Source organism: Tenacibaculum sp. MAR_2010_89, assembly GCF_900105985.1.
Lineage (GTDB): Bacteria > Bacteroidota > Bacteroidia > Flavobacteriales > Flavobacteriaceae > Polaribacter > Polaribacter halocynthiae.
In genome coordinates this window covers 1894674-1906983 of record NZ_FNUB01000005.1, presented here as the reverse complement: position 1 = coordinate 1906983, position 12310 = coordinate 1894674, and the positions used below count along the sequence as shown (strand labels likewise).

Genomic DNA, 12310 nt, shown 5'->3' with positions numbered 1-12310 from the left:
CTAAAAAAATTATTACAAGCGAAAATAACAATTATTTTGGAGTTATTGGGCAGTTAGTATTTAATTTACTTTGTTTTTAATGCTTCTTTTATTGAAATCTTTTTTCCTCCTTTGAAGGCTACAACAAAAGCATCTTTATGTCCTGCCTTTCTTGCTTCAGACAAAAACTTTTTAATCTCTTGAAAAACAACAGTATTACCATAATAATATTTATAATACCCATCAATAAATAATGATTTTACGTTTCTCAATCCTTTTAAATTAAAATTATTTTTTGTTAGACTTCTTTTAGAAGCTGCAATTTGAACTTTAAACTCTATTAAAGATTTATTTATCTTTTGCTTTTTTACAACAATATTTTGAGTTTTCTTTTTATCTTTTTTAACTTTCTTTTTTGGTGTAACTATTTTTTTAGTAACTATTTCTTTTGGTGCTGGCTTCTTTTTAGCTACAATTTCTTTTTTAGTTTTTTCAACAATTACAGGTAGACTACCCCCAACTGTATTAATTTTTAATTGATTAACGTACTTCTTTATTGCATCAGCAATGGCTTTTGCCATTTTTATTTGACCTCTTCTAGTATTTAAAAAACGGCCTTCAGCTTTATTAGTTAAAAAACCAAGTTCTACCAAAACACTAGGCATAATCGTTTCTCTTAATACTAAAAAGTTATCTTGTTTTACTTTCCTGTCAAACCTTTTTAAATTAGAAAAATTAGATTGAATATGACCAGCTATCGCTAAACTATTATCTAAGTTTTTTTCTTGTAACACTGATAAACCGATTAGTGATTCAGGAGAGTTTGGATTATAGTCATAATTTTGTTCGTAATTATCTTCGTATAAAATAGAAGCATTTTCTCTTTTTGCTATTTCTAAATTTCCGCTATTACCTCTTAATCCTAAAACAAAAGTTCCTGCTCCATGTGCTCTATCTTTAGAATATGAATCACAATGAATAGAAACAAATAAATCTGCTTTTTTGTTATTTGCTATTTTCGCCCTGTTATGTAACTCTACAAAAACGTCTTTTTTTCGGGTAAAAACAACTTTTATATCTCTAGATGTTAGTAATTCTTTACCTACATCTAACGCAACACGTAGTGCTATATTTTTTTCTCTATATCCGTTACCTAGATTACCTGGATCTTTCCCTCCATGCCCAGCATCAAGAACAACAACATACTTCTTTTGAGCGTTTACCGATGTAACGCACGTAAAAAAAGTAATTCCTATAAAAAATATAAAAGTTAAATTTTTGATATTATTTTTGGTGAATTTTAAGATTTTCATCAATAAATTTTAAGTAATTTTGACATTTAAAATTTGTTAACGCAAATAGTAAGCCATATATTTAATTAAACACAAAAATAGTATTTAATATATTGAAAACAAATCTAACTTACATACTTTTAGCTTTCTACCTTTTTTGTTTTCAATTAAGTAACGCTCAAGAATTTGGTAAAAAAGGGATTAGCTCTCAGAAACCTCAACAAAAAAAGGAGTTAAAAATTTCTAAAGACACTCTTTTTAATGTCAAAAAAGAAAGTAAATTAAAAAAAATCAAAGACTCAACCGTTACTGATTCAATAAAACCCAAAGAGGTTATTGATGGTATTATTACCCATGACGCTGAAGATTACACAATACAAAATGCAAAAAACAGAACTGTAACTTTATACAATAAAGCTAGAGTTACATACACCGATATAGATTTAAAAGCTGGTATTATTATTTTAGATTACAAGAAAAACACTTTGTACGCTAAAGGTATAAAAGATAGTTTAGGCTACCATCAAAGACCTGTTTTTAAACAAGGAGATCAAGAAAGTGAACAAGACTCTATCCTTTTTAATTTTAAAACAAAAAAGGCATTAGTTTATGGAGTTAAAACTGTTCAAAGTGGTATAATTACTTATGGTGAAAAAACCAAACGGGTTAATGATTCAACGGTTTTTATGCGTAAACTTCGCTTTACAACTTCTAAAAAGAAAAATCCTGATTTTTATATTGCTACAAATAAAGCAAAGCTAGTACCTGGTAAAAAAATTATAGTTGGAGGAAGTCATTTAGTAATAGCAGACGTTCCAACTCCTTTATTTTTACCTTTTGCATATTTCCCTTTAGCAGATAAACGTTCTTCAGGATTTATTATTCCATCTTATGGTGAACGTTCTAACCAAGGGTTCTTTTTATCTAATGGAGGATATTACTTTGCTTTAAGTGATTATTTTGATTTAACTCTTTTAGGTGATATATATACTAATGGTAGTTGGGGGCTTAGCAGTGACTCTGATTATTACGTACGTTACAAATTCAGTGGTAATTTCAGTGTTAGATTTGAAAATATTATTGAAGGAGTTAGAGGTTTAACTGGCTATAGTAAACGATCTAATTTCAATATTCGATGGAACCATAGCCAAGATTCAAAATCGAGTCCAAACTCCCGATTTTCAGCTTCTGTTAATGTTGGTAGTAGTCAATATTACAATCAATCTATTAACGAGTTAAATAACTCTCAACGATTAACAAACACTTTAAGTTCTTCTATATCATATTTTAAAAACTTTGTTGGCACTCCTTTTAACATGAATGTTACAGCTACACATTCTCAAAACACCAACAATAATTCTATTACTATGACACTTCCTTCACTACAAGTAAACATGGATAGAATTTATCCTTTTACTGGTAAAGGTGGTTTAAAAGATAACCCTATTCAAAAAATGGGAATTGGTTATAGTATGAGTGGAGAATATAGAATTAACACTACAGATGCAGAGTTTTTTAAACCTATGATGTTTAAAAAAGCAAATGCCGGAATTCAACATAACACAAGTGCAAATACTAATATAAAAGCTTTTAAATATTTTACTTTATCACCAAGTGTAAATTATAAAGATGTTTGGTATTTTAGAAAAATTAATAAACGTTTTGACCCTAATATACGTAATTCAAATGGTAATCAAGGTGCGGTTGTTAATGATACTATAAGTGGATTTAATCGTTTTAATGATTATAATTTTGGAGTTTCACTTTCTACTAATGTATATGGTACTTTTAACTTTAAAAAAGGAAGATTAAAAGCTATTAGACATACGTTTAGACCTTCAATTTCTTATGGTTATCGACCAGATTTTGCTAAAAACCATAACCTACAAGTACAACAAAGTAGCAACCCTAACGACTTATTAACTTACTCTCCTTTTGAGGGAGGGATTTATGGAACTCCTGCAAGCGGTGTATCAAATTCAATAGGTATTTCTTTAAACAATGTATTAGAAGCTAAAGTAGCCCCCAAAGATCCTGACAGTGATGAAGAAGATCAAAAGATAACTATTTTAAACAACTTAAACTTTAGCAGTAGCTATAATATTGCTGCCGATAGTTTACGCTGGAGCCCAGTACAAGCTAGTGCAGGTACTCGTCTTTTTAAAGATAAATTAGCAGTAAACCTTAACGCTACTCTAAACCCATATCAAGTAGACAGCAAGGGGAATTTAATTGACAAATTTAATTCTGATATATTTAGAATTACAAATGTTGGAATTAGTGCAAACTATTCTATTTCTAGTAGAGATTTTGACAAAAAAGAAGAAAAAAAAGGTGAAAATAAATCTGGAAATGGTGCTCAAAACACCCCTGATGTTTTTGGAGAAAACCTTCCCGCTACAAATGATTTCAGTTCTAACCCTAGCAATACTCAAAACAATTTAAATTCTGAAAATACTACAAAAAAAGCTAACTTATATAAAGCAAACATTCCTTGGAACCTTAATATAGTATATGCCGTTAATTACAGTAATAATGGTATAGTTAGTGGTATTGGTAACAATTCATTAATGTTTAGCGGTAATGTGGAATTATCTCCTAAATGGAAAGTAGGAATCAATTCTGGTTATGACATAAAAAGAAATGCCTTTACTAATACCACATTAAGATTTGCTAGAGATTTAGATAGTTGGAATTTTAATTTTTCTTGGACTCCTTTCGGTCAATTTGCTTCTTACAACTTTTTTATTGGTGTTAAGTCATCTGTATTAAGAGACTTAAAATGGGACAAAAACAAACCACCAGATAGGGTATTATTTTAAAACTAAACAAACACACATATAATTTCATGAAAAAAATAATAACAACAAGTAAAGCCCCAGCTCCTATTGGCCCATACAATCAAGCAGTATTAAGTGGAAACACCTTATATACATCAGGTCAAATAGCTTTCAATCCAGAAACTGGCGAACTAGTTTTAGATTCTATTGAACTAGAAACTAAACAAGTAATGGAAAATATGAGAGAAGTGTTAACTGCTGCTGAAATGACTTTTGAAAATGTTGTAAAAACATCAATTTTTATTTCAGACATGAACAATTTCTCTAAAATTAACGAAGTGTATGCTACTTATTTCAATGAAGAAACTGCACCTGCAAGAGAAACAGTAGAAGTAGCTAATTTACCTAAATTTGTAAATGTAGAAATCAGTATGATTGCTATAAAATAATTACAGTTAAAATAAAAAAACTCCCTTCAAATAAGGGAGTTTTTTTATTTTAATACTTTCTTTAAAACTTATAGTAATGCAGAATACTCTAATAAATCTACTATTTTAGTAGCGTATCCAAATTCATTATCATACCATGATATCACTTTAAAAAAGTTTTCATTTAACTCTAAGCATGCATCAGCATCAATAACAGAAGTTCTAGGTTCAGAAACAAAATCTTGAGAAACTACTTCATCTTCGGTATAACCGATAATTCCTTTAAAATCTCCTTCAGAAGCTTCTTTTAAAGCTTTTAAAATATCTTTTAATGAGGTTGCTTTTTCTGTTCTAAAAGTTAAATCTACTAAAGATACATCAGCTACAGGAACTCTTACTGCCATTCCTGTTAACTTTCCCTTTAATTCTGGTATTACTTTAGTTACTGCTTTTGCTGCTCCAGTAGTTGTTGGTATTATATTATTAACAACTGACCTACCTCTACGCCATTTTTTATTAGGTCCATCAACAACATTCTGAGTTGAAGTTGCAGCATGAACGGTAGTCATTAAACCTTCTTTTAACCCAAAATTATCATTAATTACTTTTGTTAAAGGAGCTAAACAATTTGTAGTGCATGAGGCATTTGAAAAAACAATTTCATCATTGGTTAAATCAGCATGATTTACTCCCATAACATACATATTAGCATCTTTGGATGGCGCTGATATAATAACCTTTTTTGCTCCTCCTTTAATATGCAACATTGCTTTATCTTTATCTGTAAAAAAACCTGTTGATTCAATTACATAATCAGCCTCTACTTCATCCCATTTTAAATTTTCAGGGTTTCTATCAGCTGTTACACGAATAACTTTATTATTAACTATTAAATTACCGTCTTTAACCTCAACAGTTCCATTAAAACGACCATGAACTGAATCATATTTTAACAAATATGCTAAATAATCTATATCTAATAAATCATTTATTGCCACTACTTGAATATTATCTCTTTGAACGGCAGAACGGAACGCTAACCTTCCTATTCTTCCGAATCCATTAATTCCAATTTTTATCATTCTACTTTATTTATCTATTCACTTAAAAACAAAGTGAAAAGTTTTTTTAAAATTCTTTTGCTTTTAACTATTACAAATATAAAGCTTATAAAAATAAAAAAACTGATAGGAGTTAAATTCCTATCAGTTTTTAATAAAAGATTTAATAATACTTTATAAAGATGCAGAATACTCTACTAAATCAACTATTTTAGTTGAATATCCTATCTCATTATCATACCAAGAGATTATTTTTACAAAATTATCTGATAAAGCTATCCCTGCATTTGCGTCAAAAATAGAAGTTCTAGTATCACCTACAAAATCTTGAGAAACCACCATTTCTTCTGTGTACCCTAAAACACCTTTCATTTCATTTTCAGATGCCTTTAACATTGTTTTTTTAATATCATTATAACTTGCTTCTTTTTTTAACCTAACAGTTAAATCTACCACTGAAACATCCATTGTAGGAACTCTAAAAGCCATTCCTGTAAGTTTCCCTGACAGTTCTGGTATCACCTTCCCTACTGCTTTTGCAGCACCTGTAGACGAAGGTATTATATTATGCATTGCAGCTCTTCCACCTCTCCAATCTTTTAAAGAAGGTCCATCAACTGTTCTTTGTGTAGCAGTTGAAGCATGTACCGTAGTCATTAACCCTTCTTCTATTCCAAAATTATCATTTAATACCTTAGCTACTGGAGACAAACAATTTGTAGTACATGATGCATTTGAAAAAATAGTATCAGTTTTTTTTAATTCTTTATTATTCACCCCCATTACAAACATTGGAGCATCTGGAGATGGTGCAGAAATAACTACTTTTTTAGCACCTCCTGTAATGTGCATTTTTGCTTTTTCTTTTAATGTAAAGAAACCTGTACTTTCAATAACATATTCTGCATCGACTTCATTCCATTTTAAATTTTCAGGATTACGTTCAGCAGTTGTTCTAATATGATTTCCATTAACAATTAATTTATTGTCAACAACCTCTACAGTACCGTCAAAATCTCCATGAACTGAATCATGTTTAAGCATGTATGCTAAATAATTTACATCATCAATTAAATCATTTATAGCCACTACTTGTACATTTGTCCGTTTTACTGCAGATCTAAATGCTAATCTACCTATTCTACCGAATCCGTTAATCCCTATTTTTATCATAATATTTATTTAAGTCGTCATAATATCAGAAACTCGCAGGAGTTCCATATCTATATTTTGTATCCCTTTTATTGCTTTTTCTAAATCAGTTGCTATTACTTCATTGTTTTTTAAACCAACCATTAAGTTTGAATTACCATCTATTAAGAGCTCCACTGCCTTTACTCCTAACCTACTTGCTAAAACTCTATCAAAACAAGTTGGAGACCCTCCTCGTTGCATATGACCAAGCACAGAAACTCTTACTTCATATTCTGGTAAGTTCTCTTCAACATAATTAGCTAATTCATATACGTTTTTACCAGATTTATCTCCTTCAGCTACAACCACAATGCTTGATGACTTTCCAGATCTTTTACTCTTCTTAAGAGACTCAAGCATTCTATCTAGTCCTAAATCTTCTTCTGGAATTAATATTTCTTCTGCTCCAGCTCCAACTCCAGCATTTAAAGCAATAAACCCAGCATCTCTTCCCATTACCTCTACAAAAAATAATCGATCATGAGATGATGCTGTATCTCTTATTTTATCAATAGCATCCATTGCTGTATTTAAAGCTGTATCATATCCCAACGTGTGTGATGTTCCATGAATATCGTTATCAATTGTTCCTGGTATACCAATTACAGGGAAATTATACTCCTTATTAAAAACAACTCCTCCTGTAAAGGAACCATCTCCACCTATCACCACTAATGCATCAATATTATGCTCTAATAAGTTTTCATGAGCCTTTTTCCTACCGTCAACAGTCATAAATTCTTTTGACCGAGCTGATTTCAAAATAGTTCCTCCTTTATGAATTATATTATTCACGCTTCTAGCTGTCATTAATGTAAAGTCTCCTTCAATCATTCCTTGATAACCTCTATAAACTCCTACACATTCCGTTCTGTAATAAGCACAAGCCCTAACTACTGACCTTATTGCTGCGTTCATTCCTGGAGAATCTCCTCCAGAAGTCATTACTGCTATTTTTTTTATTCTTTTTGCCATAAAATTATAGTATCAAATCTAGTTGTTTTTTAGAGCGGTTCAACAAAAAAAAACGAAACCGTTTTCGGTTTTAGTTGTTAAAAACACACTATTTTATATTAAATATTTAAGTATAAATTTAAAAAAGAAAAATTAATTTTTCTTCTTATTAATCTGTTAAAATAAATTATAATAGTTACTGATCATTTTTAATAGTCCCTTTTTAGCTTTAGTTTATTTTTTAAACTATTAAATAAAGTATTTTATCTTCATATTCTAATTGAAATAAAAAAAGGCACAAAAAAACCCTTTATCTATTTACGAAAAAGGGAATATCAAACTTTACTATTTAAAAGAATGAAACTACTTAACTACTCTTTTAAAATTATTTATTATTTCTTTTACCTTTATGTTTTGAAAAACTGTCGGGTACAATTCTTTGATTATAAAATTATATTCATAATCTATAGCTAACGCGTTTTTTAAATGTGTTAAACTGTACTCTTCTTTATCTAGAATCATAAACAAACCACATAAACGATATTCTATTTCAGCAAATTCTTTATATATTTTTTTAGCTTTAATCAACACAACCAATGCATCATTAAAATCACCTAAAAACAATAAAATATCTGCTAGAGCTACATATATTTCAATTTCTTTATCACCTAAATCTATACATTTGTAAAAAGCTTTTACTGCTTCTTCATAAAAATTTAGTTTCAAATTTATATCTCCATATTTCCTCCAATAAAGTGCATTTTCTTCATCTATTTGAATTGCTTTATTTACATAATATAAAGATTTAGGATAATTTTTATTAGTATAACATGCATTAGTTAACATCATCCATCCTCTATCTAATAAAGGATCTTCATGAACAGCCTTTTTATAAAAATGAATTGCTGTAGAAACGTTCCCTAATTTCTCATAACATTCACCAATTCTTATATATGCGTATGCAGTTGGATCATCTAACTCTAATGTTATTAAATAATTATCGATTGCATCTTCATATTTCTCAAGCTTTTCAAGCGTTTTAGCTTTTTCTAAATACCCACCTATAAAAGCTTCATCAATAATAACAGCATAATCAAAAGACTCTAAAGCTTTATTATACATCTTAATTTCAAAATATTGCCTTCCTAATTGATGCCAAGCAACTTCACTGTATGGGTTTTTATCTATATAACTATTTAAAAACTTTATTGCTTCTTCACTATTTTGTTCCATTTCAAAACAATAAACAATATTATAAAGTGATGAATAATCTTCATAGTCAACATCAATACACTTAGCAAAATTTAAACGAGCATTTTCATAATCATCTAAATATAGATACTCCATCCCCATCATAGACCAAATATCTTCAGGGCCTTCAACATATTCTAAAGACTCTTTTAAAACCTCTATTGCTTCTTTGTGTTTATTTTTTTTAGATAAAATCGTGGCTTTTTGTATAAATACTTCATCATTGTGAGGCTCAACAGCTTCAATCTCTCCTAATAGTTGAATTGCCGACGGTAGTTCTCCATCAAAAATCAACAATTCTACTTGCATTAGTTTTAATTGGATTGAACTAGGGTGCTGTTCTAAACCTAACTTCACTGCTTTTTTTGCCAATGAGTGTTTACCAATGTTTAAATAATGTTCTATAATATACTCAAACTCTGTAGCATCGAAAAAATAAACGCTATTTGTTTTTAACATGGATTCAAATTTTGATACAGGCATAGGCTTTTGATTTGAATTATATATAAATTTACAACAACAACAATGCCTAAAAACGTTTGTTTACTTTTATTGTTAACAAAATAATTAACAATTATAACTGCTAAACATAATACCCTAAACTAATTTGAAACAATAAATTATTTTTCTATATTTGAATGGATTAAAAATTCAAACAGAATAAAAATTTAATTTTCAAACAAAAAATCATGAGTAAATTTGACGAAAAAGTAGAATTGTATAAAAAATTTATGGACGACAGAGACATTCGTTCAAATACTGATTTATTAAAAGCAGTTACAAAAGGATTAGGTCCTTCTATTTATAAAAAAGATGCAGAAACTGTATCTGGTTCTGATGCAAAAGAATTAGAAACAGTAAAAAAGAACTTTTTGATAAAAAAATTAGGTTTAGCTGATGGTCCAAAATTAGACGAAGCAATCAATGAAGTTATGGAACGAATTGGAAAATCTGAAAGAAATAAATACCGTGCTGTAGTATACTACATGCTAACAAAGAAATTTGACAAAGAATCTGTTTACGGAATGTAATATTTTTTCTTTTTTAAAAAATAGATCCTGCGTTAGTATTAATGCAGGATTTTTTTATTTTAGCCCGTTACAAACAACTAATTACTATGTCACAATTTATTAGCGTTTTTGATATGTTAAAAATTGGTGTAGGGCCTTCAAGCTCGCACACCTTAGGTCCATGGAGAGCTGCTCAACAATGGATTCAAAAACTAAAAAAAGACGAACTTATAGAAACCGTTTCCTCTATAAAAGTTGATCTTTACGGATCTTTATCTTTAACAGGAAAAGGACATGCTACTGATTTAGCTGTTCTATTAGGTTTAAGTGGAACTGATCCTGAATATATCCCTATTGATAATATAGAACATATTATCTCTGAAATAAAGAAAACTAACACCCTTAATTTCAACGCTGAAAAAGTTTTAAATTTCTCAATTAACCAAGTCATTTTCAACAAAGACTTTTTACCTTTTCACTCTAATGGTTTAACTTTCAGAGCTTTTTCTAAAGAAAAAAATGAAATATCTAGTGAGACTTATTATTCTATAGGTGGTGGCTTTGTTATTCAAGAAGAAGTTAAAACTTCAACCACTACTGAGATTAACAAACAAAACTTCCCTTTCCCTATAAACAGAGCCTCTGAGCTAGAAGATTATTGTAATTCAAAAAACAAAAAAATCTCTGAAATTGTTTTACAAAACGAATTAGTTTTAAAAACTGAAGAAGAAATTGACTCTGAATTATTACGTATTTGGAACACAATGCTTGAGTGTATGTATATTGGTTGCCACACTAAAGGTACATTACCTGGAGGTTTAAATGTAAAAAGAAGAGCGTTTGAAACTCATAAAAAGTTAATTAAGGAGGCTGCTTATACAAATAAAGATGAATGGATTACTGCTATAAGAAGTACAGAAGTTAAGTTTAGAGAAATTTTAAAATGGGTTAGTTGTTGTGCATTGGCTGTTAATGAAGTAAATGCCTCTCTAGGAAGAGTTGTTACTGCTCCAACAAATGGAAGCGCTGGAGTTATACCTTCAGTTTTAATGTATTACTTAGTTATAGAAAATCATAATGCCGACTTTGAACACATCAAAAAATTCTTACTAGTTGCTGGTGAAATTGGAAGTGTATTTAAGAAAAACGCTACTATATCTGCAGCAATGGGAGGCTGTCAGGCTGAAATTGGAGTTTCATCTGCAATGGCTGCTGGAGCCCTTACTGAGCTTTTAGGAGGTACTCCATCTCAATGTTTAGTAGCCGCAGAAATAGCTATGGAACATCACCTTGGTTTAACTTGTGATCCTATTGGTGGTTTAGTTCAAATTCCTTGTATTGAACGTAATGCTATGGGAGCTATAAAAGCAATAAATGCCGCTGAGTTAGCTTTAGAAACTAATCCTGAAGACTCTTTAGTTCCTTTAGATAAAGTTATAGACACCATGTGGGAAACCGCTAAAGACATGAATAGAAATTACAAAGAAACCTCTGAAGGAGGTTTAGCAATTACTGTTGGTTTAGCTGATTGTTAAAAATAAAAAAGCACTCTTTCTAAGAGTGCTTTTTTCTACCTTGTAAAAACTAAATCTGTTTTTGTAGATATTTCTTCAGAAAAACCATATCCATCTACATTAAACCCTTTCAACTCTTCTAATGTTTCAACATCATTCTCTATTATATAGCGCACCATTAGTCCTCTAGCTTTTTTTGCATATGTCATGATAGTTTTATATTGACCATTTTTAAAATCTTTAAAAACTGGAGTTATCATAGGTACTTTCAATACTTTTTTAGGCACTGCTTTAAAATATTCAGAACTTGCCAAATTTATTAATAACTCATTATTATCTAATTCTTCATTTAGTGAATTTGCTAATTGGTCATCCCAAAATTTATATAAATTATCTGCTCTTCCTACTTTTAATCTAGTTCCCATTTCTAACCTATACGGCTGAATTAAATCAAGAGGTTTTAGTAAACCATATAATCCAGACAAAATTCTTAGTTTATCTTGTAAAATAGGCACTTTTATTTCAGGTAAAGTAACAACATCTACCCCTCTAAAAACTTCACCTGTAAAAGCATAAATAGCCTGTTTAGCATTTTCTAATGTAAAAGGAAGCTCCCATTCTTGGTTTCTTTCATAATTTAACATTGCCAAATCATCAGATATTTTCATTAATTCTGATATTTTTTTCTTTGATAATGTTCTTAGTTTTTTATTTAATTTTTCTGATTTATCTAAAAATCTAGGCTCTGAATATAAGCTTGTTGTTGCTTTTGTTTCAAAGTCTAACGATTTAGCAGGTGATATTATAATTTTCATTGGTAACTATCTTTTTACAGTTCTTAAAGGTA

Annotated in this window: 10 protein-coding genes; 4 read left to right on the top strand and 6 right to left on the bottom strand. The window is 29.6% G+C overall.

Translation table 11 applies throughout. The features are described 5' to 3' along the window. Positions 1 to 65 precede the first annotated feature (65 nt). Positions 66 to 1292 (bottom strand): N-acetylmuramoyl-L-alanine amidase family protein, encoded by a 1227-nt coding sequence (locus tag BLV71_RS11860; RefSeq protein ID WP_093870754.1) that lies wholly within the window; start codon positions 1290 to 1292, stop codon positions 66 to 68. A 92-nt stretch (positions 1293 to 1384) separates the two neighbouring features. Here BLV71_RS11860 and BLV71_RS11855 point away from each other — a divergent pair, with 92 nt between their 5' ends. Together BLV71_RS11855 and BLV71_RS11850 are read left to right on the top strand one after the other, a co-directional pair. After that, the gene (locus BLV71_RS11855) at positions 1385 to 4093 is read left to right on the top strand and encodes a putative LPS assembly protein LptD (protein ID WP_176974395.1); all 2709 of its coding nucleotides are present in this window, start codon (positions 1385 to 1387) and stop codon (positions 4091 to 4093) included. Between the two features lie 26 nt (positions 4094 to 4119). Continuing rightward, entirely contained in the window at positions 4120 to 4500 is a 381-nt protein-coding gene (locus tag BLV71_RS11850) for a Rid family detoxifying hydrolase (RefSeq protein ID WP_093870753.1), read from the top strand. A gap of 68 nt (positions 4501 to 4568) precedes the next feature. Here BLV71_RS11850 and gap (BLV71_RS11845) read toward each other — a convergent pair whose 3' ends face one another. From gap (BLV71_RS11845) to BLV71_RS11830, 4 genes are all read right to left on the bottom strand, one after another. Then, complete coding sequence (gene gap / locus BLV71_RS11845) at positions 4569 to 5561, bottom strand: type I glyceraldehyde-3-phosphate dehydrogenase (RefSeq protein WP_093870752.1); 993 nt, start codon at positions 5559 to 5561, stop codon at positions 4569 to 4571. Positions 5562 to 5714: 153 nt separating this feature from the next. Next, entirely contained in the window at positions 5715 to 6713 is a 999-nt protein-coding gene (gene gap, locus BLV71_RS11840; RefSeq protein WP_093870751.1) for a type I glyceraldehyde-3-phosphate dehydrogenase, read from the bottom strand. Between the two features lie 9 nt (positions 6714 to 6722). Then, on the bottom strand, positions 6723 to 7709 hold the full coding sequence (pfkA, locus tag BLV71_RS11835) for a 6-phosphofructokinase (RefSeq protein ID WP_093870750.1): 987 nt from the start codon (positions 7707 to 7709) through the stop codon (positions 6723 to 6725). A gap of 342 nt (positions 7710 to 8051) precedes the next feature. Further along, positions 8052 to 9422, bottom strand: a complete 1371-nt coding sequence (locus BLV71_RS11830) for a tetratricopeptide repeat protein (RefSeq protein WP_093870749.1) — start codon at positions 9420 to 9422, stop codon at positions 8052 to 8054. A 206-nt stretch (positions 9423 to 9628) separates the two neighbouring features. On the opposite strand from BLV71_RS11830, the gene BLV71_RS11825 reads away from it, so the two are divergent. Together BLV71_RS11825 and BLV71_RS11820 are read left to right on the top strand one after the other, a co-directional pair. Further along, the gene (locus tag BLV71_RS11825) at positions 9629 to 9970 is read left to right on the top strand and encodes a DUF2853 family protein (RefSeq protein WP_093870748.1); all 342 of its coding nucleotides are present in this window, start codon (positions 9629 to 9631) and stop codon (positions 9968 to 9970) included. Between the two features lie 86 nt (positions 9971 to 10056). Further along, positions 10057 to 11484: an L-serine ammonia-lyase gene (locus BLV71_RS11820; RefSeq protein ID WP_093870747.1), complete on the top strand. Its 1428-nt coding sequence runs from the start codon at positions 10057 to 10059 to the stop codon at positions 11482 to 11484. A gap of 35 nt (positions 11485 to 11519) precedes the next feature. Here the strand turns inward: BLV71_RS11820 and yaaA are convergent, their stop codons facing one another. After that, positions 11520 to 12278: a peroxide stress protein YaaA gene (gene yaaA, locus BLV71_RS11815; protein ID WP_093870746.1), complete on the bottom strand. Its 759-nt coding sequence runs from the start codon at positions 12276 to 12278 to the stop codon at positions 11520 to 11522. Between the last annotated feature and the right edge of the window lie 32 nt (positions 12279 to 12310).

Coding starts and splice junctions, on each gene's coding strand:
- BLV71_RS11830 (WP_093870749.1), bottom strand. CDS start 9,422: ATGCCTGTATCAAAATTTGAATCCATGTTAAAAACAAATAGCGTTTAT.
- BLV71_RS11850 (WP_093870753.1), top strand. CDS start 4,120: ATGAAAAAAATAATAACAACAAGTAAAGCCCCAGCTCCTATTGGCCCA.
- BLV71_RS11820 (WP_093870747.1), top strand. CDS start 10,057: ATGTCACAATTTATTAGCGTTTTTGATATGTTAAAAATTGGTGTAGGG.
- pfkA (WP_093870750.1), bottom strand. CDS start 7,709: ATGGCAAAAAGAATAAAAAAAATAGCAGTAATGACTTCTGGAGGAGAT.
- BLV71_RS11860 (WP_093870754.1), bottom strand. CDS start 1,292: ATGAAAATCTTAAAATTCACCAAAAATAATATCAAAAATTTAACTTTT.
- BLV71_RS11825 (WP_093870748.1), top strand. CDS start 9,629: ATGAGTAAATTTGACGAAAAAGTAGAATTGTATAAAAAATTTATGGAC.
- gap (WP_093870752.1), bottom strand. CDS start 5,561: ATGATAAAAATTGGAATTAATGGATTCGGAAGAATAGGAAGGTTAGCG.
- gap (WP_093870751.1), bottom strand. CDS start 6,713: ATGATAAAAATAGGGATTAACGGATTCGGTAGAATAGGTAGATTAGCA.
- yaaA (WP_093870746.1), bottom strand. CDS start 12,278: ATGAAAATTATAATATCACCTGCTAAATCGTTAGACTTTGAAACAAAA.